Origin of the sequence: Massilia aurea (assembly GCF_014200505.1) — a bacterium.
Classification (GTDB): domain Bacteria; phylum Pseudomonadota; class Gammaproteobacteria; order Burkholderiales; family Burkholderiaceae_D; genus Telluria; species Telluria aurea_B.
This window is the reverse complement of record NZ_JACHBX010000001.1, coordinates 1,461,630-1,482,991: the sequence shown is the minus strand read 5'-3', so window position 1 is coordinate 1,482,991 and position 21,362 is coordinate 1,461,630. Positions and strand designations below refer to the sequence as shown.

Annotated in this window: 20 protein-coding genes; 13 read left to right on the top strand and 7 right to left on the bottom strand. The window is 64.1% G+C overall.

The features are described 5' to 3' along the window. Positions 1–39: 39 nt before the first annotated feature. A complete protein-coding gene (locus tag HD842_RS06575; RefSeq protein WP_183552442.1) occupies positions 40–879 on the bottom strand; it encodes a glucose 1-dehydrogenase in 840 nt (279 codons plus the stop codon). A 252-nt stretch (positions 880–1,131) separates the two neighbouring features. Between HD842_RS06575 and HD842_RS06570 the strand changes: the two genes are divergently transcribed. Genes HD842_RS06570 through HD842_RS06560 form a run of 3 tightly spaced genes read left to right on the top strand, consistent with a single transcriptional unit; the run spans position 1,132 to position 3,202 of the window. Beyond that, positions 1,132–1,452, top strand: a complete 321-nt coding sequence (locus tag HD842_RS06570) for a thioredoxin family protein (protein WP_183552440.1) — start codon at positions 1,132–1,134, stop codon at positions 1,450–1,452. Then, positions 1,449–2,729, top strand: coding sequence for an MFS transporter (locus HD842_RS06565; protein ID WP_183552438.1), 1,281 nt, complete (start codon positions 1,449–1,451; stop codon positions 2,727–2,729). The genes HD842_RS06570 and HD842_RS06565 overlap by 4 nt, the downstream gene beginning before the upstream one ends. Beyond that, positions 2,726–3,202 carry a GNAT family N-acetyltransferase gene (locus HD842_RS06560; RefSeq protein ID WP_183552437.1) on the top strand — a complete coding sequence of 159 codons (477 nt, stop codon included), beginning with the start codon at positions 2,726–2,728 and terminating at the stop codon, positions 3,200–3,202. Before HD842_RS06565 ends, HD842_RS06560 begins: the two co-directional genes overlap by 4 nt. A 13-nt stretch (positions 3,203–3,215) precedes the next feature. Here HD842_RS06560 and HD842_RS06555 read toward each other — a convergent pair whose 3' ends face one another. Continuing rightward, the gene (locus HD842_RS06555) at positions 3,216–4,019 is read right to left on the bottom strand and encodes a DUF481 domain-containing protein (RefSeq protein ID WP_183552436.1); all 804 of its coding nucleotides are present in this window, start codon (positions 4,017–4,019) and stop codon (positions 3,216–3,218) included. 178 nt (positions 4,020–4,197) lie between these two features. After that, entirely contained in the window at positions 4,198–5,490 is a 1,293-nt protein-coding gene (locus tag HD842_RS06550) for an NCS2 family permease (RefSeq protein WP_183552435.1), read from the bottom strand. Between the two features lie 142 nt (positions 5,491–5,632). Here HD842_RS06550 and HD842_RS06545 point away from each other — a divergent pair, with 142 nt between their 5' ends. Then, a complete protein-coding gene (locus tag HD842_RS06545) occupies positions 5,633–6,841 on the top strand; it encodes a hypothetical protein (protein WP_183552434.1) in 1,209 nt (402 codons plus the stop codon). A 435-nt stretch (positions 6,842–7,276) separates the two neighbouring features. Further along, the gene (locus tag HD842_RS06540; RefSeq protein WP_183552433.1) at positions 7,277–8,455 is read left to right on the top strand and encodes a glycosyltransferase; all 1,179 of its coding nucleotides are present in this window, start codon (positions 7,277–7,279) and stop codon (positions 8,453–8,455) included. An 89-nt stretch (positions 8,456–8,544) separates the two neighbouring features. Here HD842_RS06540 and HD842_RS06535 read toward each other — a convergent pair whose 3' ends face one another. Both HD842_RS06535 and HD842_RS06530 read right to left on the bottom strand, forming a co-directional pair. Continuing rightward, on the bottom strand, positions 8,545–10,890 hold the full coding sequence (locus HD842_RS06535) for a PAS domain-containing hybrid sensor histidine kinase/response regulator (protein WP_183552432.1): 2,346 nt from the start codon (positions 10,888–10,890) through the stop codon (positions 8,545–8,547). A gap of 126 nt (positions 10,891–11,016) precedes the next feature. Next, complete coding sequence (locus tag HD842_RS06530; protein WP_183552431.1) at positions 11,017–11,277, bottom strand: hypothetical protein; 261 nt, start codon at positions 11,275–11,277, stop codon at positions 11,017–11,019. Between the two features lie 195 nt (positions 11,278–11,472). Here HD842_RS06530 and HD842_RS06525 point away from each other — a divergent pair, with 195 nt between their 5' ends. From HD842_RS06525 to HD842_RS06515, 3 genes are all read left to right on the top strand, one after another. Next, positions 11,473–12,261, top strand: coding sequence for a DNA/RNA non-specific endonuclease (locus tag HD842_RS06525; protein ID WP_183552429.1), 789 nt, complete (start codon positions 11,473–11,475; stop codon positions 12,259–12,261). Between the two features lie 12 nt (positions 12,262–12,273). After that, positions 12,274–12,549 (top strand): hypothetical protein, encoded by a 276-nt coding sequence (locus HD842_RS06520; RefSeq protein ID WP_183552427.1) that lies wholly within the window; start codon positions 12,274–12,276, stop codon positions 12,547–12,549. Between the two features lie 166 nt (positions 12,550–12,715). Next, complete coding sequence (locus tag HD842_RS06515; protein ID WP_183552425.1) at positions 12,716–14,491, top strand: hypothetical protein; 1,776 nt, start codon at positions 12,716–12,718, stop codon at positions 14,489–14,491. A 155-nt stretch (positions 14,492–14,646) separates the two neighbouring features. Here HD842_RS06515 and HD842_RS06510 read toward each other — a convergent pair whose 3' ends face one another. Both HD842_RS06510 and HD842_RS06505 read right to left on the bottom strand, forming a co-directional pair. Next, complete coding sequence (locus HD842_RS06510; RefSeq protein ID WP_370660795.1) at positions 14,647–15,639, bottom strand: GGDEF domain-containing protein; 993 nt, start codon at positions 15,637–15,639, stop codon at positions 14,647–14,649. A gap of 186 nt (positions 15,640–15,825) precedes the next feature. After that, positions 15,826–16,776 carry a histidine kinase gene (locus HD842_RS06505; protein WP_183552423.1) on the bottom strand — a complete coding sequence of 317 codons (951 nt, stop codon included), beginning with the start codon at positions 16,774–16,776 and terminating at the stop codon, positions 15,826–15,828. Positions 16,777–16,948: 172 nt separating this feature from the next. On the opposite strand from HD842_RS06505, the gene queE reads away from it, so the two are divergent. The 5 genes from queE to HD842_RS06480 all read left to right on the top strand — a co-directional run bounded on the left by queE (position 16,949) and on the right by HD842_RS06480 (position 21,309). Further along, on the top strand, positions 16,949–17,584 hold the full coding sequence (queE, locus tag HD842_RS06500; protein ID WP_183552421.1) for a 7-carboxy-7-deazaguanine synthase: 636 nt from the start codon (positions 16,949–16,951) through the stop codon (positions 17,582–17,584). 42 nt (positions 17,585–17,626) lie between these two features. Then, a complete protein-coding gene (gene queD, locus HD842_RS06495) occupies positions 17,627–18,073 on the top strand; it encodes a 6-carboxytetrahydropterin synthase QueD (RefSeq protein ID WP_183552419.1) in 447 nt (148 codons plus the stop codon). Then, positions 18,066–18,584 (top strand): tRNA adenosine(34) deaminase TadA, encoded by a 519-nt coding sequence (gene tadA, locus HD842_RS06490; RefSeq protein ID WP_183552417.1) that lies wholly within the window; start codon positions 18,066–18,068, stop codon positions 18,582–18,584. The genes queD and tadA overlap by 8 nt, the downstream gene beginning before the upstream one ends. Positions 18,585–18,686: 102 nt before the next feature. Next, positions 18,687–19,604, top strand: a complete 918-nt coding sequence (ldcA, locus tag HD842_RS06485; RefSeq protein ID WP_183552415.1) for a muramoyltetrapeptide carboxypeptidase — start codon at positions 18,687–18,689, stop codon at positions 19,602–19,604. Between the two features lie 103 nt (positions 19,605–19,707). After that, positions 19,708–21,309 carry an ABC-F family ATPase gene (locus tag HD842_RS06480; RefSeq protein ID WP_183552413.1) on the top strand — a complete coding sequence of 534 codons (1,602 nt, stop codon included), beginning with the start codon at positions 19,708–19,710 and terminating at the stop codon, positions 21,307–21,309. Positions 21,310–21,362 lie beyond the last annotated feature (53 nt).

The window sequence follows — 21,362 nt, the reverse complement described above, 5'->3', positions numbered from 1 at the left end:
CTTGCCAGCCCTGCCTGCACGCGCACATTGGGACAGTGATCAGAGAATCGGCGTGCCGCCGGTGACCGCGATCCGCGCGCCGGAGATATAACTGGCTTCGTCCGAGGCCAGCATCACGAACACAGGGGCCACTTCTTTTGGCTGGCCCGGGCGCTTCATCGGTGTTTCGTCACCGAAGCTTGCCACTTCGTCCGCCGGCATGGTCGACGGGATCAGCGGGGTCCAGATCGGGCCCGGCGCGACCGAGTTGACGCGGATGCCTTTGTCCGCCAGCAGCTGCGACAGGCCGCCCGTGAAGTTGGCGATCGCGCCCTTCGTGGTGGCATAGGCCAGCAGCGTTGGCTTCGGCTTGTCCGAATTGATCGACGTCGTGTTGATGATCGACGAGCCACGCGGCATATGCTTCACTGCAGCTTTGCAGAGATGGAACATGGCCGTGATATTTACCTGGAACGTGTAGTCCCATTCGTCGTCCGGGATGTCTTCGATGGCCTCATGGCTCATCTGGAAGGCGGCATTGTTGACCAGCACGTCGATGCGGCCAAATTCATTCACGGCGCGCTCGATGACCGCGCGGCAGTGCGCCGGATCGGCCAGGTCACCCGGCACCAGGATCGCGCGGCGGCCAGCTTCTTCAACCAGGCGCGCTGTTTCCTTCGCATCCTCGTGTTCGTTCAGGTACGAGATCAGTACGTCGGCGCCTTCGCGCGCGTAGGCCAGCGCCACGGCGCGGCCGATGCCGCTGTCGCCGCCCGTGATGACGGTGGCCTTGTCCTGCAGGCGGCCGGAACCGCGATATGAGGTTTCGCCGTGATCGGCTTTGGGATGCAGGGCAGCTTCGCTGCCCGGGGGTGTTTGCTGTTGGGATGGCATGGTCATCGGTGGATCCTTTCAGAATTCAGAGCTGAGGGGGAGCCGACTTGAGCTGACTTTATTAAAAGCTGACTTGATAGCTGACTCGAGAGCAGACTGCATGAGACGTCAGCGTGACAGTGTCATCGGCTCCGGTCGGTTAGGTGACACACCCAGGGACGACCATGTTTCAGTAGCAACCACGATAGGCCGGAGGGGCGTTTTCGGGTAGGCTTATGCTATTGACAAGGCCAAGATTGGCTATACCAGGAGACCCGCATGTCCACAGCCTACGCAACCCACCAGCCCGAGCGCGCCGAGATCGATTCGGCACCCGGCATTCTCGTCCTCGACTTCGGCACCGACTGGTGCGGCTATTGCCGCGCGGCCGCGCCGGCCATTGCTCAGGCCGTCGCCGGGCAACCAGCTGCCAGGCACGTCAAGGTCGAGGATGGGCCCGGCCGGCCGCTGGGCCGGTCGTTCCGCGTCAAGCTGTGGCCGACGGTGGTCGTGCTCAAGGATGGCCAGGAAGTCGCGCGCGTGGTGCGTCCGGCCGATACCGGCGCTGTGACTGAAGCGCTGGCACAGGCGGCTGCATGAGCGTCGTCACGGCCAACAAGCCCCGTACCGTCCTGTTTGCCAGCTTGATCGGCACAACGATCGAGTTCTACGATTTTTATATCTACGCGACGGCCGCCGTGCTTGTGTTTCCACGGCTGTTCTTCCCGACCGCCGATCCGGGCGCCGCGATGCTGCAGTCGCTGGCAACGTTCGCCATTGCGTTCTTCGCGCGCCCGGTAGGCTCGGCCGTATTTGGCCACTTCGGTGACCGCGTGGGCCGCAAGGCAACGCTGGTTGCCGCGCTGCTGACGATGGGCCTGTCGACCATCCTGATCGGCCTCTTGCCCACCTATGCCCAGATCGGCGTGGCCGCGCCTCTGTTGCTGGCGCTGTGCCGCTTTGGCCAGGGCCTGGGCCTGGGTGGTGAATGGGGCGGGGCGGTACTGCTCGCCACCGAGAATGCGCCGCCGGGCAAGCGTGCCTGGTATGGCATGTTCCCCCAGCTGGGCGCACCGATCGGCTTCTTCCTGTCGGGCGGCGTGTTCCTGCTGCTGGGCGAAGTGATGACCGATGCCGACTTCTTTGCCTGGGGCTGGCGCATTCCGTTCCTGGCCAGCGCCGTGCTGGTGGGCGTGGGCCTGTACATTCGCCTCAAGATCACCGAGACGCCGGACTTCCAGAAGGTGTTGGACAGGAAGGCGCGGGTCAAGGTGCCGGTCGTGACCGTCATGCGCGACCATCGCCGCGCGCTGGTGCTCGGCACGTTCATTGCGCTGGCCACGTTTGTCATCTTCTACCTGATGACGGTCTTCGCGCTGAGCTGGGGCACGGCGCAGCTCGGGTACACGCGCCAGCAATTCCTGTTGCTGCAACTGTTCGCGGTGCTGTTCTTTGCGCTGACCATTCCACTGTCGGCGCTGCTGGCCGACAAGCGGGGACGGCGCACGGCGATGATGCTGGTCAGCGGGGGGATCGCCCTCTTTGGCTTGCTGTACGGGCCGCTGTTCGGGGCGGGTGGCGCGTGGTCGGTCGGCGCCTTCATGGTGCTGGGCATGTGCCTGGTCGGCTTTACCTACGGGCCGCTGGGCACGCTGCTGGCTGAGCTGTTCCCGGCCGAGGTGCGCTACACCGGCGCGTCGCTGACCTTCAACTTCGCCAGCATCCTGGGCGCGTCGGTCGCGCCGTATATCGCGCTGTGGCTGGGCACGAATTACGGGCTCGAGTATGTCGGTTACTACCTGAGCGGCGCTGCGCTGATCAGCCTGCTGGCGCTGATTCTTGCGCGCAGCCTGATCCCGCACACGGCGAAGGCGTGAACGAACCCCGCTTCGGCGCGCTGACGGGCCGTGCGCCGCACGCCACCGACGGTGCGTTCCTGGCGGCGCTGTATCTGGCAACGCGGCCTGACCTGGGCGCCTTGCCGGTGCCGCGCAGCGTGATCGAGGGCATCGCGCGGCACCAGCAGCAACTGCAGGTCGACGAGTACGCGCAGCGCTATCCCGCTGCCGAGACGTGGCTGCTGACCGATGGCAAAGACGCGCTGGGACGGGTGGTCCTGGACTGGGCGAGCGACACGCTGCGCGTGGTCGACCTGGCGGTGGCGCCCCAGGCCCGCCGCCGTGGCGTAGCGCGCACGGTGCTGGGAGCGTTGCAGGACGCCTGCCTGGGGCAGCGCACGATGACGCTGCGTGTGCGCTGTGAAAATACCGCCGCACGCGCGCTGTACGCGGCTTGCGGCTTTGCCATCGTGCGGGACGATGGCGCGACGCTGGAGCTGGCCTGGCGCTGAATGTCGAGAACGTCTAGAACGAATAGACCATCGTCAGCGAAGTCTGGGTATCCGTGTTCTTCTTGTCTTCGGGCACGCTGCTGTCGTTGCGAACGCTGAACCCCGCCTTCATCTGCATGCTGCCGTTGATCTTGGTCGACAGCGACGTCTCGGCCACCGAGTGGGTGTTCGACGTGCCTTTTTCGACACTGAGCGTCTGCGCAAAGAACGCCGACGGGCTGACCTGCCAGCGGAACTGCGCCGCGCCGCGCACGGTCAGGCCGTCTTCTTCTTCGTCCGTCTCGCGCCTGCCATTGAAGTAGCCCGGACCGATCTCGACGTCGAGCGTCTTGTCCGGCGCCGTGTACCAGCGCGAACCGTAACCGACCGACAGCGACGAATAGCGCACGTAGGCGCCGAACTTGTCGTTCACGTGCGAGCCGAGGATGAAGGCGCGCCGCCCATCGCCCAGCAGCTTGAACGAGGCCTTGGCCGACGTGGCCCAGCGCTCGGCCGACCGCGCGCGCAGCAGCTCGCCTTCTTCGTTCTCGTACTCGTCTTCCTTGAAGTAGCCGCTGGCAATGAATTCATGGCTCCAGTCCGACGTTTCGTGGCGGGCGTCGATCTTGCCCGTCACCGACGTGCCGCTGGTGTTGCCGGACGTGTTGATTGCGCCGAGCTCGGCCGAGGTGAACCAGCCACCATCGGGAATCGCCGGCATCATGACTTTGAGCGGCGCATGGACGTCGCCCACCTGCGGAAGATCGGGGGCCGCGTTGGCCGCGCCGTGGACGCTGACAACAAGCAGCGCCAGGATCGGGGATAGTTTCATCAGCATCCGTTGAGAAGCATGGGCCGCACTGCACCAGACCTGCGCAGGGCAACCGGCCCATCGTTCGTGAATCGTTCATGAATCGTGCGCGGCAGACAGGTTGCCGCGAGTTGGCCGATATTGTAACGCATAGGCTGCGCGATGCGGCGTGCCAGGGCACCCGGATCGCGTCGCGCAATGGTATTCAGGTCCCGACGTAGGCGATCTTGAACGCGAATAGTGCGGCAATTACCCAGACGACCGGTTTCACGCCGCGCGCGCGGCCCGTCAGCAGCTTGAGTACGGCGTAGCTGATGAAGCCGAACGCAATGCCTTCGGCGATCGAGTACGTGAATGGCATGCCCAGCGCGGTGACGGCCGCCGGGATGCTTTCGGTGGTGTCGCTCCAGTCGACGTCGCCCAGGTCGGCCAGCATCAGGCAGGCGACGAACAGCAGCGCCGGCGCGGTCGCGTAAGGCGGCACGACCGACGCCAGCGGCGCGATGAACAGGCACGCAAGGAACAGCGCGGCCACGGTCAGCGCCGTCAGGCCCGTGCGGCCACCGACCTGCACGCCGGCTGCGCTTTCGATGTACGCGGTCGTGCTCGACGTGCCCAGCATGCTGCCGGCGACGATGGCGCCGCTGTCGACCAGCAGCGCCTTGTTCAGGCGCTCCATCTTGCCCTCGACCAGAAGGCCGGCGCGGCGCGCCACGCCCATCAGGGTGCCCGTCGCATCGAACAGCTCGACCAGAAAGAACACCAGCACCACATTCAGGATCCCGGCCGCCAGCGCGCCCGGGATGTCCAGCGCGAACAGCGTCGGCGAGATGGGTGGCGGCAGCGAGAACACGCCCTGATAGGTATTGCCGCCGAAGAAAAAGCTGAGCACGGTCACCAGCACGATGCCGATCAGGATCGCGCCGCGCACCCGCAGCCGATCCAGCGCAACGATGACGAAGAAGCCCAGCACGGCCATCAACGCCGCCGGCTGGTGCAGGTCGCCCGCCTTGACGAGCGTAGCGTCACTGGCGACGACGATGCCGGCATTCTTGAGGGCGATCAGGGCCAGGAACATGCCCAGCCCGACTGTGATGCCGACCCGCATCGAGCGCGGGATGCCGTCGACGATCATCGCCCGCAGGCCGACCATCGTGACGAGGATGAACAGGCACCCGGAGATGAACACGGCGCCCAGCGCCGCCTGCCACGGGATGCCCATGCCGAGCACGACGGCGTAGGCGAAGTAGGCATTCAGGCCCATGCCGGGCGCCATCGCAATCGGGTAATTGGCGTACAGGCCCATCAGTGCGGTGCCGCCGGCGGCGATCAGGCAGGTTGCGACGAAGACGGACGCCTTTGGCATGCCGGCGTCGCCCAGAATCGATGGATTGACAAAAATGATGTAGACCATCGTCAGGAACGTGGTCAGGCCCGCCATGAGTTCGGTGCGGACGGTGGTGTTGTTGGCGCTGAGTTGGAAGAAACGGTCGAGCATGGTGATCCTGCAGATTACGGTAGGGCGAAGCATAGCATTGCGCGTCGGCGCAGCGGCGACGGATGGCAACTGTCAGGGGCCATGCCGGGGGTGTTACCATGCGGGCACGATCATTCTTTCACCTTCACCCCCTATTTCAGACATGCCAAAAAACAAGCGTCCGGTGCCCCGCACCTCGAACAACACACGTGAACCGGACACCAATGCCCAGGCCCAGGAAATGGCCGATCTGGCGCTCGAGATCGCCGAGCGCGAAGACCTGGAAACGGGCGAACCCGACACCGTGCGCCGCGACCAGCTCGTGCTGGCGGTGCGCAAGGCCGTGCGCAAGAAGCGCGACGAAGTCCTGTACGAGGCGATCGAACTGGCCCGCTACACCGATCCGCTGGCCTGCCGCGTGCTGCGCGGGTGCATCGAAGAAGAAGCAGCGACGCTGCGCGTGGGGCGCGAAGGCGGCCCGGAACACGAGATCGACGCCTTCATGGTGCCACTGTTCGTGCGCAGCGAGGGCGGCTTGGTGGCGCAGGAATTGTTCCAGGACGAAGCGGCCTTCGAGGCGCTCGTGGCCAGCTTCCAGGATGGCGGCCTCGACAGCCCGCATGCGCGCGTGATCCTGCTTCAGCACGCGTTCGACCTGGGCGAGATCGACCATATCGCCTATGGCACGCTGCACGAGATGCTGCGCGAAGCAGCCGCCTCGCTGACGGAAAAGAAACTGCAACCGGCCCCGACCATCGCAGCAAGCATGCGCGGCTGGACCGGCGAGCCGGTTGCACCCGACGAAACGGCGCTCGAGCTGCGTTTCCTGCTCGGCTTTTCGTTCAAGCGCAGCGACGATGCGTTCTACCGAATTCCGAAGGACGAGGCTGGCAGCGACGCCTATTTCACCGCCCGCATGGACCGCTACCGTGACTGGACCGTGGCGGCAGCGCCTCTGGTCGCGCGCTGCCTGGCGGCTGACCCCGCAAGGCTCGACCTGAATTTTTTATACCAGGACCTGTTCTACGGCGCCAAGGAGCAGGGCGTGGCCGAGCTGGCAACGCTTGGCGTGCTGGCCGATATCAAGGGCCTGCTGCAGGCGAAGGACCTGGCGCCGGATGCCGTGCATGCGGCCGTCGCGCCGATTGATATGGGAGAACACATCCTGCTGCGCGCGAACCTGTACGCGCTGGATGGTGGCCAGCCGTGGGGCAGCGTCGAGAAGCCGGTCGACCTGGCCGCCGATCTGGTGGCTGAAGTCGATGAACTGTGCGACGCGCTGCTGTCGCTTGGCCTGGAAGGTGTGTCGATCGCCGTGGCTTTCAGCGACGATGGTCACGCTGAGGGCGCTGAGCCGTATCACCCGCGCTAATCATCGTCGGCCTGAACGGCGCGCCGCTAGGCGCGCCTTGCCACCTTGGCGGTACTGGAATTGCCGCCCCATGGTGCGGTGCAACCTGCTTGCACGCCCAATTTTACAGCGTGAATTTTGGTGAGTTTCGTCAAGTTTTTCACTTGTATTCGTAGTGGAACTTCCTGTCGCGCTGTAGGACGCCACTGACAGGAAATCATGTCAACAACCGCTTCTCCCTATGAAGCGCGACGAGAACCATCAACAGTCCTGTTACATTTCCTGAAATATTGCCATGCACAAATCAAAAAATTAAGAAAATTGCATGTTACGATCCACCCGTCCGGCCAGGTTCCCGCGCGCAAGCAGCGGTGGTCCCGAGTAGAGAGAGAAGAACCGTCCGGCTGCACAATTACCAACAACTATAGCGCCACCAAGGCGAAAAGGAAAATTCACATGCCGACCCTCATCGTGTTCTGCCATCTCCGCTGGGATTTCGTGTTTCAACGCCCTCAGCACCTGATGACACGTCTGGCTCAACACTACAAGATTCTCTTCGTCGAAGAGCCGATGCACACGGACGGCGAAGCGCGCCTGGAAAAGATGGAAGTTGCCGACAACATCACCGTCTGCCGTCCGCACACGCCGATTCATCAGTGGGGCTTCCACGATGACCAGCTGCCAACGCTGCAAAACCTGCTGGCCGACCTCGTGCCAGCCGGCGAAGAACCAATCGTCTGGTTCTACACCCCAATGGCACTGCCACTGCTGCAAGGTCTGAAGCCATCGAAGGTGATCTACGACTGCATGGACGAGCTGGCGATGTTCAAGAACGCGCCGAAGCAGCTGCTGCAGCGCGAAAGCGCCTTGCTCAATATTGCCGACGTGGTCTTCACCGGCGGCCCGAGCCTGTACCAGTCCAAGCGTGACCGTCACGCCAACGCACACTGCTTTTCGAGCAGCGTCGACGCCGGCCACTTCCGTCAGGCACAGGATGCCGCGATTTCGCATCCTCACCAGAACCACATTGCCCATCCGCGCCTGGGCTTCTATGGCGTGATCGACGAGCGCTTCGACGTCGACCTGGTCTCGAGCATGGCCGATGCGCATCCGGAATGGCAAATCGTCCTGGTGGGTCCGGTCGTCAAAATAGATCCGGCAACGCTGCCAAAGCAGGCCAACGTGCACTACATGGGTCAGCGCACGTACAACGAGCTGCCACAGTTCCTGGCCGGCTGGGATGTCTGCCTGCTGCCATTCGCGATCAACGACTCGACCAAGTTCATCAGCCCAACCAAGGTGCTGGAGTACATGGCCGCTGAATTGCCATCGGTGTCCACGCCGATCACCGACGTCAAGGTGCCATACGGTGATGTGGTCGAGATCGCTGAATCGCACGCTGACTTCATCGCAGCCTGCGAGCGCCAGCTGGCGCTGACGCCCGAAGCCCGTGCAACGATGGCGGCGCGCATGCGTGAGGTCGTGGCCGGCACGTCGTGGGATCTGACCGCGCGCAGCATGCATGAGCTGATCGAGAGCGCCGTGCGCAGCAACAAGGTCGAGCGCTTCTTCGCCAGCAACCAGGAAGCCGTGCCAAGCACGCCGGATCTGGTCGCGGTTGCCAACGCGGGTTAATCCCGGCAGCAAGTGGTCATAAAAAGGCTGTCATAAAAAGGCCGGTGTCCTAGGACACCGGCCTTTTTTACGTGGGCACGTCGCACGGGCTACGTCATCTGCCGCAGCACCTCCTCGATCGCTTCCACCGTTGCCGGCTTCGTCAGGTGCGCATCGAAGCCGGCCTGCGCGGTGCGTTCACGGTCGGCTGCGCCGCCCCAGCCGGTCAGCGCCACCAGGCGCACGGCGGCGTAGCGGACATCGGCGCGGATCGCGGTAGCCACCTCGTAGCCGGACATGCCCGGCATCCCCAGGTCCAGAAACACGACATCCGGCATCAGCATCGGCAGCATCCGCAGCGCCTGATGGCCATCGTTGGCCACCGGCGCGCTGTGGCCCAGCATCGACAGCAGCGCGGCCAGAGTTTCGGCCGCGTCGCGGTTATCGTCGACCACCAGCACGTTGCAGGGAGACACTGCACTGGCCGGGGCCGCCTGGGTTGCCGGCGGCGCTGCACCAACAGGCTCGCTGCCAAGGGGCAGGCGCACCGTGAACTGGCTGCCCGCATTCGTGCCGGCGCTGTCGGCGTGCACGCTGCCGCCATGCAGTTCGACCAGGCTGCGCACCAGCGACAGGCCGATGCCGAGGCCGCCGGAACCGGGCTGCTGCGCCTGCCCAACCTGCGTGAACATTCGGAACACGGCTTCGAGCGCATCGGTTGCGATGCCAATGCCGTTGTCGGTCACGGTGATGACGGCGTCGTCGCCATCCCGCTCGGCGCACAGCGCAATGCGCCCGCCCTTGGGCGTGTAGCGCGCCGCGTTGTTCAGCAGGTTGCTGATGACCTGGGTCAGGCGTGTGGGATCGGCTAGCAGCGGCAGGGGCTGGGCGGGCAGGTGGGCAGTAAACTTGTGGCGCGCCGCCTGGAGCAGCGGCATGCTCGTCTCGATGGCTGCGTTCACGACCGTGGCCAGGTCGACCGGTCCGCAGCGCAGCTCGACCTGGCCGCGCTGGATGCGGGCGACGTCGAGCAGATCGTCGACCAGCAGCACCAGATGGTCAAGCTGGCGACCCATGATCTCGTGCACGCGGCTGACCGCAGCGGCGTCACCTGGCGCGCGCCGGATGAATTGCAGCCCGCTGCGAATCGGCGCCAGCGGGTTGCGCAGCTCGTGCGCCAGCGTGGCGAGAAATTCGGTCTTGAGCCGGTTGGCTTCGGACAGGTCGGCCGCCATCTGGCGCAGCGCGGCGTCCGAGCGGCGCCGTTCGGTCACATCCGTAAACAGCACGGCGAGGCGGTACGCGAACGGCCCGCCCAATCGTGTGGCATACACGTCGTACCAGCGCGACAGGCCTTTGACTTCGTTCTCGAAGCGTACCGGCTCACCAGTGGCGGCAACGCGGCCGTAGATGTCGAACCAGTGCTGTTCGAGGCCGGGCACCAGTTCGCGCGCCGTCTTGCCGATTGCGTCGACGAGACCGGTGTGCTTGATGAACGCGGGATTGGTTTCGACGAAGCGGTAGTCGCATGGTGCGCCGTCGGCATCGAACAGCATGTCGATCACGCACAGGGCGTCGTCGATCGAGTTGAACAAGGTGCGGTAACGCTCTTCGCTGGCGCGCAGTTGCTGCTCTGCCTCGAGCTGACGGGTGGCGTCGATGATCACGCCGCGCACTGACCTCGCATTGCCTTGGCCATCGGTGTCGACATGGCCCCGCGCGATGACCCAGCGCCAGCCGCCGCCCGGCAGACGAATCCGGTAGGTGGCGCCATAGGCGCTGCACGCGGCAATCGCCGTGCCAATCTCGGCGCGCGTCGACTCGACGTCATCGGGATGGATGGCGGCCAGATAGCGCGCCAGCGGGGCGCTGCTGCGTTCGTGGCGGGGCACGCCAAACAGATCGGCCACACGCTCGTCGGCCTCGACGCGATCAGCTTGAATGTCCCACCACCAGATGCCCAGTTCGGCAGCTTCGATGATACGCGCGAGGCGCCGGCTGGTCTCGTCGAGCGCCGCTTCGGCGCGCCGGCGCTCGATCTGCGTGTCGAAGGCAGCGGTGTAGAAGCGCGCCTTGGCGCGCAGGATCGTCGGCGAGAGTGGTTCGGTGAGCACGGCAATCACACCGGCGTCGTACAGCGACTCGTGCGACATCGGCAGCGGCAGCGGCAAGCCCATCGCAACGATGGGCGTCAGGCTCGAGCGCGCATTGCTGCGTACGGCGGATACGACGGCAAGCATGCCGTCGGGGTCACCCGCATAGCCAACCAGCACCAGGGCGAAATCCCGGCGCTGCACCTGCGTCAGGCCGTCGTGGAGGGAGGTCGCATGCATGACCGCCCTGTCGAGTTCGCACGCGACCTGCGTCACGACGGGATCGACGGTGGCGTGCGGGCAGATGAACAGGATGCAACTACTGGTGAGACTGTCCGGATAGTCGTTCGAAGTGTTCAACATGCGCCTGGCTTGCGAGTGTGTTTACTCTGACAATCTAATGCGCTGCTGAGCAAGTGTCAATGACGGCCTTGCCCGCAAACAAGAAAGACGGCGGGCACCACTGGCGCCGGCCGCGCAATCACGGTATTACGGTTTTTCAGGTACCTGCTGCGATGGCACCGGGGCTTTCAGTGCTTCTGGCAGGGAATCGGCGATGCCGTTGCCCGGCGCCTGGCCGATGCGCCGCGCTTCGTCGGAGTGCTGGTCGAGACTGACTTCCTCGGCGACGTCGAAACGGCCGTCCTCGAAACCTTCTTCGCCCGGCAGCAGGTTCTCGGAGCGTTGTTCCTGGCCGCCGGCTGGCACCGGCACGTTTGGCTTGCGGTCTGCTTGCTCTTGATCGGTCATGATAATCTCCAACGTTGATTTGATATGCGCCAATTATGTCGCAGCGACTGGGGGCAGGGCGCACGTCAACACCGACTGCCGCAAGCTGCGCGGGCGTGGCGTGCCACGCCGGTGCTGATGCGCTACGAGAATTTTATGCTCGGGAAATTGTCGCTCAGCTAGAATGCCCGCTGTTTCCCTCACTGTATCGTCATCATGTTCCGATTGTCTTTTGCCAGTATTGCCGCCCGGCTTGCATTCGCCGGCGCGCTGCTGGCCTCCGCCGCCGTCCAGGCCGCGAGTTGCCCTGTCCATTACCTCGACGGCCGTCCGCCGGAAATCCAGAACCAGAAGCTGGCCGTGTCTACGCGCGAGCTGTGCTACGGCGTGTTTGGCGTCGTGCATTCGGGCGTGACCCGCACGCCATTGTGGTCCGCCGAATATGTGCGCGCCGATAATCTCAAGCGAGCGCAGGGTCTTGATCGGGACGATAAATTCCATGCCGAGTCGCGCCTGCCGCGCGGTCAGCGCGCCGAGTTGGCCGATTACGCCCGCAGCGGTTTCGACCGCGGCCATCTGGCGCCGAACGCGAACATGCCCGACCGCCGCACCCAGCGCGAGAGTTTTTCGCTGGCCAATATGGTCCCGCAGGACCGTGACCATAACCGCAAGATCTGGGCGCCGATCGAAGGCGCCGTGCGCACGATGGCAAAGAAGGAAGGCGAGCTGTACGTGATCACGGGGCCGGCATTCTTGGGCACGAGCCTGAAAAAAGTCGGCAACGTGATTGTGCCGACCCATCTGTACAAGGTGGTGTACAGCCCGCGTCAGCGCCTGGGCGCGGCCTGGCTGACCGAAAACCGGGCCGATGCCCCGATCAACGTCGTGCCCGTGGCCGAGCTCGAGCGGATCGTCGGCATCGAACTGCTGCCGTCGCTGAGCACGAAGCAAAAGGAGCGCATGCTGCGCCTGCCGACGGTCAAGCCTTCCAAGAAACGTTCATAACACGGAGATTCCATGAGCAAGAAAAAACCCGTCAGCTTTGTCCCGTTCGCCAATGAAGCCGATGTCATCGGCATTGGCGACCTGACGCTGGAAAACCGGCTCGACCGCATCACGATTGCGGGCGACGTCGACCTGACTGCGGACGTGCCCGGCCTGGCGCACGCCCGCCGCCTGCACGCCGTGCTGGGTGAGATCGTCGCCGCACTGGAAGCGCGCGCATCGGCTGGCGAGTTGCCAGAGCAATTGCCGCCTCCTGAAGTCAAGACGATCGACAATCCATTTGCCTAAAAGGCAGGTCGAGACGAGGAGAGGGACGTGTGTCGGGCGGAACTAAATTTCCGCTCGTCAATGGTGTGCGAGTTCCACCGAGAATAGAGTAATGTTGACAACATAGCGCGAACGAAAGAGGCGGCGTCGCCGCCCGCGCAAGACCTACTATTTCGGAGGAACGACCATGCAACATACCCTCGTCGCGGTGTTCGATAACCGCACTGACGCACAAAACGCCATGAACGAATTGCTGTCGTCGGGCTTTACCCGCACCGATGTGCGACTGTCGACCGCCGATGCAGACACGATTGGTCAGAGCGATAGCCTGAACGCATCGTCCGATCTCGACACCACCCGCAGCGCCGATGGCGACACGGGCATCACGGCCAGCATCAAGAATTTCTTCGGCGACCTGTTCGGTTCGGATAACGCCGAACACGCCAACCGCTACGAAGGCGCTGTCAACCGCGGTAGCCATGTGCTGACGCTGGTCGCCAATTCGCTGCCGGAAGTCGAGCGCGGCGCCGACATCGTCGAACGCTACGGCCCGACCGACATCGATGAAACGTCGAGCGGCACGCCAGATCTGGCATCGACCGGCTTCAGCAGCGGCGCGATGCACGCCGGCAGCACGATCGGCATGCAGCAGGCATCGTCGATGTCGGCACAATCGAGCTCGACCCCGACCTCGACTCCAACCTCGACTGGCGCCGGCTCGGTGCAAGCCGCGGCGATCCCATCGCTGGACAATCCAGGCGACCGTCAACTGTTCCAGCACCAGGAATCGCTGGGCACGTCCGATCTGACCAACTCGACGCACCAGGAACCACTGGGCCAGAGCGGCCTGACCGCCACCGGCGGCACGTCGCTGCAAGGCTCGACCCTGCGTGACACGGCAATCCAGGGTTCGGCGCTGGACGGTTCGATCCGCCAGGGTTCGACGGCGGTTGACCGTGGTGACTCGCTGCAGCGCGATACGACCATGAGCAACACCAGCAACACCAGCAACACCAGCGGCGTCGGCACCAGCGGTACCCAGTTCACCGACAAGCAGCGTAACGGCGTGCGCATCTTCTCGCGCGGCCAGTCCGATGCTGCACTGGGTACGGCCACCGGTCTTGCATCGGGTTCGGGCCGCAGCGCAATGGGCTCCCTCGACGGCGACGATACCTATTACCGCAATCATTTCGACACCACGTACAGCGCGACCGGCGCATCGTACGACGAGTACGCACCAGCCTACAGCTACGGTAGCGAAGCTGCCCGCAGCGGCCGCTACACCAACGGCGCCTGGGACGATATCGAAGCCGACCTGCGCAACGACTGGGACAGCCGTTACGCGACCGGTGGCGAGCCATCGACCTGGGAAAAAATGAAGGCCGCCGTGCGTCACGGCTGGGAACGCATGACCGGTGACAACGACGACGACCAGTACCGCAGCCACTACGACAGCACCTACGCGTCGACCGGCGAAAAGTACGACGACCTGAAGCCGGCCTACTCGTACGGCACCGAAATGCGCCGCAACGAGATGTACCGTAATCGTCCATGGGACGATGTCGAAACCGACCTGCGTACGGGCTGGGACAACCGCATTGACGGCACCCGCGAATTCTCGACCACTGGCAGCGACAGCAGCGAGCCATCGGCATGGGACCGCGTCAAGAATGCCGTGCGTCATGGCTGGGACAAGATGACAGACGACAACGACGACGACATCTACTACCGCAACCACTGGAATTCGGTCTACGGCAGCACCGGTAGCGCCTACGACGAATTCCGTCCGGCCTACAACTACGGTTCGGAAATGGCGCGCGAAGAGAAGTACCGTAACCGTCCATGGACCGAAGTCGAAGCCGATCTGCGCAGCGATTGGGACAACCGTTATCCAGGCGAGCAGTCGACCTGGGACAAAATGAAATCGGCAGTGCGTCACGGCTGGGAACGCATGATGCGTTAAGCCTGTCGGGCCATTGACAGAAGTAAAAACGGCGCCGGTTGGCGCCGTTTTTTTGTTTCATTCGCGGTATTCCGAAGCTATGGCGTAGGGTGGACGGGTTTCCCGTCCACGCGTTCAGCCGACGCCGCAGGTTGAATGCATGGACAGCACCGCTGTCAGGCCGCCTCGGTCATCGGCAGACTGATCCGGTTACGCCCAAGGTGCTTGGCCCGGTACAGCGCCGCATCGGCAATCGCGACCAGCTGGTTCGCATGGTTGTCCGGCCCGGCGATGGCCGTGGCCGCGCCGATCGACACGGTGACGTGGCCGGCGGCAAAGCGGCACGGCAGCTGCAGTTGTTCGACCCGGCTGCGGATGCGCTCAGCAACGATGGCCGCGCCCTTGAGCGACTGGTTCGGCAGCACCACGGCGAATTCTTCGCCGCCATAGCGCGCGACCAGGTCATTGGCCCGCATTTCGCTGGCCACGGCGCGCGCAACGCGCTTTAAGCATTCGTCGCCGCCCAGGTGGCCATGGGCATCGTTGTAGGCCTTGAAGTTGTCGACGTCGACCATCAGCAGCGAAAGCGGTTGCACCTGACGCAGCGCGCGCGCCCATTCCGCATTGAGTGTGTCATCGAAGCAGCGCCGGTTGGCCAGGCCGGTCAGGCCGTCGCGGGTCGCGAGCTGCTCCAGTGCCGCCTGGGCCATTTTTTCATCAGTCAGGTCGCGCAGGGTTTCGACCACCGCCGACAGCTGGCCGCTCGCGTCGAAGATGGGACTGGCGTCCGCCGCCAGGTAGCGCCGCCGGCCGGCACGCGGCATGTCGCACCAGCTCTCGATGGACAGCCCCGGCGTGGCGCGCCCGGCATCGCCCGGGGCGGCGAGCGCCTCGCCCGCCTGTGCCGGATCGCAACCGGTACGCAGGACGAGATCGGCGAGGGTAGGCCGCTGGACGTCGTAGAAGCTGCGCCAGTGGTCGTCCGTGCCCAGCACCTCGGGCGCCGGCACGCCGGTCAGCTGCTCACAGGCACGGTTCCAGATCGTTACGCGCGCATGGGTATCGAGCACGAAGACCGGTACCGACAGGCTTTCCATCAACTGACCGACGAAGGCGACGTCCCGGAGCAGGGCTGTCGGGTATGGCGCGCTGCTGCTTGTGTTGATCATGAGCAGTCCTCTGCGAGTGGTAGCGCTTCGGTTTGCGGCAACCGGGTGGCTGCCGTCAGGAACCGATTCTGCTACTCGCATCAACACCCGCTATTGATCTTTAGCAAGGAGGTTTCAGCGTTGTGTTTAACGTACACGGTTGTGCGGTCGCACGCCGGTCATCACACGCCGATCATTACACGCCGATTATGCAACCACGGCCATTTCCGCAGCCAGTTCGGTGGCGGGATGCCTGACCGGCAACGACAAGGACCAGCGCCCGGCATCCCCGGCGGTGGCGACGACGCGCAGCACGCCGCCCATGGCGCGGATCTGGTCGATCAACTCGGCCGGCAGCGAGGCGACTTCGCCCGGGGCGCTGGCGCAGCCGTCGATTTCCAGCCCCAGCGAGCTGGCGTTTTCCAGCAGGCGCACGTGCAGTTCGCCGTGCTGGACCCGCGCAGCCGTGGCCAGCACATCCTGCAGCACACGAAACACGGCCAGCCGCGCGGCGCGATCCTGGCTCGCGCGCGAGCTGGGGTCCATGCCGGCCTCGAAGCGGTAGGGCATGCCGTACAGGTGTGCGTGCTCGGCCAGGCAGCGTTCGAGTGCGTGGCGCAGGCCATCGCCCGGACCAAAGCCACGCAAGCCGCTCGCCACCGCACGCACGGCGCCCAGCGCACCGTCGAGATGGGTCATGGCACTGGCCAGGCGGCTGGCAAGGGCTGGCGCCTCGGCCGACGTAGCGCTGTCGTGCAAAGTCGTGAGGTCGGTGCGCAGTGTCAGCAGGCGCCGGCCCAGCTCGCTCTGCAGTTCGCGCGCGATCCGCGTGCGTTCGCTGTCGCGCACATCTTCGTTCTGGCGCACCAGGCGGTACACGACATCGTGGTTGTCGGCCAATGCCTGCTCGGACTGCGCGCGCGACTCACGTTCGGCCGCCAGTTGGCCGTGCAGGGCCTGGGCCCGTTCTTCCAGGCCCATGCTGCGCCGCAGGCTCAGGCATGCCAGCACCAGCGCGGCCAGCGTCACCAGGACGCAGGCCAGTAGTTCGGGCGCGGCGCTGCGTAGCAGCATCGGCACCATGAAATAGGCGTCACTCGCGCTGGCGCCGCTGGCGACGAAGGGCAAGGTCACCAGCAAAAAGTTCGGTTTGTTCATGATTGCCCTCGTGAAGGTGTCGGAAGTTTCCGTAAGAACTTACCGCTCAGCTCATGTAGGAATATTGTTCAGTCTCAAACCTGACGTTTCCGACACGCTCTCAGCGGTCCACGACATCCGCTGCGCCGGCGAATGCGCCGCGCTATAATGGAAGGTTGACGAGAGGCTTAACGTGACTTACAGCATTAAAGAGATCTTCTACACCTTGCAGGGAGAGGGCGCCCACGCTGGCCGGCCGGCCGTATTCTGCCGCTTTTCCGGCTGCAATCTGTGGACCGGCCGCGAGCAGGACCGCGCCACATCGATCTGCCAGTTCTGCGATACCGATTTCGTTGGCACTGACGGCGAGCGCGGCGGCAAGTTCAAGGAAGCGGCGCTGCTCGCCGCCGAGATCGACGGCCTGTGGCCGGCCACCTATCCCGCGAGTAAATATGTCGTGTTCACGGGTGGCGAACCGCTGCTGCAGCTCGACCGCGCCCTGATCGACGCCATGCACGAGCGCGGCTTCACCATCGCCATTGAGACCAATGGCACACTGCCGGTGCCGGAAGGCGTCGACTGGATCTGCGTCAGCCCCAAGATGGGCTCGACGCTGGTTGTCGAAAAAGGCAGCGAAATCAAGGTGGTCATCCCGCAAATCGGGCAAGACCTGGCGGCCTACGAGCGGCTCGACTTCGAGCACTTCTTCGTGCAAGCGATGGATGGGCCGCTTGCGGCGCAGAATATCCGCCTGGCCATCGAGACGTGCCGTGCCAATCCGAAATGGAAGCTGAGCCTGCAGACCCACAAGCTGCTCCAGATTCCCTGACTTATTCACTCCATTTTCACTCCATTACCTAGTAAAGCAGCAATGTTGACCATTACCCGCAAGCTTGAATTCGATGCCGGACACCGGATTCCCGACCACAAGAGCCAGTGCCGCAACCTGCACGGGCATCGCTATACCCTCGAAATTACGCTGACCGGCGAAGTCATCGACGCTGACGGCAATTCCGACAACGGCATGATCATGGATTTCTCCGACGTCAAGGCGCTAGCCAAGCAGCACCTGGTCGACGTGTGGGACCATGCCTTCATCGTGTACGAAAAGGATGACAAGGTGCTGGACTTCCTGTCGTCGCTGCCGGATCACAAGACGGTGGTCATCGACCGCATCCCGACCGTGGAAAATCTCGCGCAAGTGGCGTTCACGATCCTCAAAACCGTGTTCATCGACCGTTTCGGCACGGGTCTGCGCCTGCACAAGCTCGTGCTGCACGAAACCCCGAACTGCTGGGCCGAGATCACCGATGCCTGATGTGCCGTCCGCAGTCGTGCATGACCATGCTGCGGATGCGGCGCACGCGCGTTTCATGGCGCTCGCCCTGGCCCAGGCGCAGTTAGCATGGGACCGCGGCGAAGTGCCGGTCGGCGCCATCGTGGTCAAAGATGGCGAAGTCATCGCGACCGGTTTCAATCAGCCGATCAGCGGGCACGATCCGACCGCGCATGCCGAAATCGTGGCGCTGCGCGCCGCCGCCGACAAGCTGGGCAACTACCGGCTGCCCGGCTGCGAGCTGTACGTGACGCTCGAGCCGTGCATCATGTGCTCGGGCGCGATGATGCATGCGCGCCTGGCACGTGTGATTTACGCGGCGACGGACCCGAAGACCGGTGCCTGCGGCTCGGTCGTGAACCTGTTCGACGAGCCATCGCTGAACCATCACACGGACGTGGTTGGCGGCGTGTTGGCCGATCAGGCCAGCAGCCTGCTGCGCGCCTTTTTTGCCGAGCGGCGCGCATTGGCGAAGAAGGCCAGCGCAGTCTGACCCTTCGCGGGTGAGGTGGCTGGCGCTGCCGGCCGACCTTGATCGGCACCGGTGGGCGCGGTAAGATGTTTCCAGACTCCACCTACCGTCTTGTCGCCACCCGTGATCACTTCCCGTCTCGGCATCGCCATCGTGGCGCCCGCCGGCTGCACCAACGATCCGCTCGCCGTCGAGCGCGCTATCGCACGCTTTGAAGCGCAGGGCTGCCTGGTCCGCAATTACTACGATCACAGCTGCACGCACCAGCGCTTCGGCGGCACCGACGACGCCCGCCTCGCGCAACTGCATGCGGCCGTGCGAGACCCTGACATCCACCTGATCATCGCGCTGCGTGGTGGTTACGGTATCAGCCGCCTGTTGCCCGCTATCGATTTTGACGCGATTGCTGCCAGCGGCAAGATCATCGTCGGCTTTTCCGATGTCACGGCGCTGCACATGGGCCTGATGGCCAGAACGGGCGCGCTCAGTTACGCCGGCCCGATGGTGGCGGGTGACTTCGGCGCCGAAGAAGCGGTGCCGTTCACGCTCGACGATTTCTGGGCCTGTCTTAGTGGTCCGACGCACACGATCCGCGAGACCGTCAGCGGCAACCCGCAGCTCGATGTGCGCGGGACGGTCTGGGGCGGCAACCTCGCCATGATCGGCTCGCTCGTCGGCACGCCATACTTTCCTCAGATCGACGGCGGCATCCTGTGGCTCGAAGACATCAGCGAACACCCGTACCGCGTCGAGCGCCTGCTGCTGCAACTGATGCAGACGGGCGTGCTGGAGCGCCAGCAAGCGGTGGTGCTGGGCGACTTTTCCGGCTATCGGCTGGGGCCGCTGGACAATGGCTACGACTTCGACGCCATGCTGGCCTATGTGCGCCGCACGTTGCCAGTACCCGTGCTCACGGGGCTGAGTTTTGGTCATATTCCACGGCGCGTCACGATTCCGTTTGGTGCGCAAGGGCACCTGGAGTCGGACGCTGATGGTTTCAGCCTTTCGCTGTCGGACTACCCGACCGTGCGTCTCGCCTGAGCCGGCATCGGCCAACGGCGCCCGCCAATCCAGCCCATTCGCCCTGCAGGGCATGCGATGGTAAAATAGTCGGTTAATCAAATACGCTTTTTGGGGTCATACAGTGCTATCCACAGCCAACATCACGATGCAATTCGGCGCCAAGCCGCTCTTCGAGAACATTTCCGTGCGCTTCGGCGACGGCAACCGCTACGGCCTGATCGGCGCCAACGGCTGCGGCAAGTCGACGTTCATGAAAATCCTGGGCGGCGACCTCGAGCCATCCGCCGGTAACGTCAGCCTGGATCCGGGCGAGCGCCTGGGTAAGCTGCGCCAGGACCAGTTCGCCTACGAAGACACGCGCGTGCTCGACGTCGTCATGATGGGCCACACCGAGCTGTGGAACGCGATCGCCGAACGCGATGCGATCTACGCGAACCTTGAGGCCACCGACGACGACTACATGAAAGCCGCCGAGCTCGAAGGCAAGGTTGCCGAATACGACGGCTACTCGGCCGAAGCGCGCGCCGGCGAACTGCTGCTGGGCCTGGGCATCGGCACCGAGCTGCACCAGGGGCCGATGAGCGCCGTGGCGCCGGGCTGGAAGCTGCGCGTGCTGCTGGCGCAGGCGCTGTTCTCGAATCCGGACATCCTGCTGCTCGACGAGCCGACCAACAACCTGGACATCAACACGATCCGCTGGCTGGAAGACATGCTCAACGAGCGTAACTCCACGATGATCATCATTTCCCACGATCGCCACTTCCTGAACCAGGTCTGCACGCACGTGGCCGACATGGATTACGGCACGCTGAAGGTGTATCCGGGTAACTACGACGAATACATGCTGGCCTCGACGCAGGCTCGCAACCAGCAGCTGTCGAACAATGCCAAGGCCAAAGAGAAGGTCGCGGAACTGCAGGATTTTGTCCGCCGCTTCTCGGCCAACAAGTCCAAGGCACGCCAGGCCACGTCGCGCGCCAAGCAGATCGACAAGATCAAGATCGAAGAGTTCAAGCCATCCTCGCGCGCCTATCCGTTCGTGCGCTTCGAAGGCGAGAAGAAGCTGCACCGCCTGGCGGTGGAAGCCGAGAACATCTCGAAAGCCTACGACCGTCAGCTGTTCAAGAATTTCTCGATCATGGTCGAGGCCGGCGAGCGCATCGCGATCATCGGTGCCAACGGCGCCGGCAAGACCACGCTGCTGCGCACGATTGGCGGCGAGCTGTGCGGTCTGCAGCCGGATGGCGGCCGCGTCAAGTGGGCCGAGAACGCCAATCCTGGCTACATGCCGCAGGATCCGACCGAAGAATTCGCGGTGGGCGACAACCTGACCGACTGGATGGGCCAGTGGACGCAAGAAGGTGACGACGACCAGGCCGTGCGCTCGATCCTGGGTCGCCTGCTGTTTGGCGGCGACGAAGTCAAGAAGTCGGTCAATGTGCTGTCCGGTGGTGAGAAGGGCCGCATGATGTACGGCAAGCTGATGCTGGGCCGTCACAATGTGCTGCTGCTCGATGAGCCGACCAACCACATGGACATGGAGTCGATCGAGTCGCTGAACATCGCGCTGGACAAATATGCCGGCACCCTGATCTTCGTCTCGCACGACCGCGAGTTCGTCTCGTCGCTGGCCACGCGCGTGCTGGAAATCCGTGAAAACGAGATCGTCGATTTCCGCGGTAACTACGAGGAATACCTGGCGAGCCAGGGCATCGACGCGTAATGTAGTAGTGGCAGGGGTGCTGTGTTCGACGCGCCCCCTGCCAAGGAGACCGA

Coding starts and splice junctions, on each gene's coding strand:
- HD842_RS06575 (WP_183552442.1), bottom strand. CDS start 879: ATGACCATGCCATCCCAACAGCAAACACCCCCGGGCAGCGAAGCTGCC.
- HD842_RS06570 (WP_183552440.1), top strand. CDS start 1,132: ATGTCCACAGCCTACGCAACCCACCAGCCCGAGCGCGCCGAGATCGAT.
- HD842_RS06565 (WP_183552438.1), top strand. CDS start 1,449: ATGAGCGTCGTCACGGCCAACAAGCCCCGTACCGTCCTGTTTGCCAGC.
- HD842_RS06555 (WP_183552436.1), bottom strand. CDS start 4,019: ATGCTGATGAAACTATCCCCGATCCTGGCGCTGCTTGTTGTCAGCGTC.
- HD842_RS06550 (WP_183552435.1), bottom strand. CDS start 5,490: ATGCTCGACCGTTTCTTCCAACTCAGCGCCAACAACACCACCGTCCGC.
- HD842_RS06545 (WP_183552434.1), top strand. CDS start 5,633: ATGCCAAAAAACAAGCGTCCGGTGCCCCGCACCTCGAACAACACACGT.
- HD842_RS06540 (WP_183552433.1), top strand. CDS start 7,277: ATGCCGACCCTCATCGTGTTCTGCCATCTCCGCTGGGATTTCGTGTTT.
- HD842_RS06535 (WP_183552432.1), bottom strand. CDS start 10,890: ATGTTGAACACTTCGAACGACTATCCGGACAGTCTCACCAGTAGTTGC.
- HD842_RS06530 (WP_183552431.1), bottom strand. CDS start 11,277: ATGACCGATCAAGAGCAAGCAGACCGCAAGCCAAACGTGCCGGTGCCA.
- HD842_RS06525 (WP_183552429.1), top strand. CDS start 11,473: ATGTTCCGATTGTCTTTTGCCAGTATTGCCGCCCGGCTTGCATTCGCC.
- HD842_RS06520 (WP_183552427.1), top strand. CDS start 12,274: ATGAGCAAGAAAAAACCCGTCAGCTTTGTCCCGTTCGCCAATGAAGCC.
- HD842_RS06515 (WP_183552425.1), top strand. CDS start 12,716: ATGCAACATACCCTCGTCGCGGTGTTCGATAACCGCACTGACGCACAA.
- HD842_RS06510 (WP_370660795.1), bottom strand. CDS start 15,639: ATGATCAACACAAGCAGCAGCGCGCCATACCCGACAGCCCTGCTCCGG.
- HD842_RS06505 (WP_183552423.1), bottom strand. CDS start 16,776: ATGAACAAACCGAACTTTTTGCTGGTGACCTTGCCCTTCGTCGCCAGC.
- queD (WP_183552419.1), top strand. CDS start 17,627: ATGTTGACCATTACCCGCAAGCTTGAATTCGATGCCGGACACCGGATT.
- tadA (WP_183552417.1), top strand. CDS start 18,066: ATGCCTGATGTGCCGTCCGCAGTCGTGCATGACCATGCTGCGGATGCG.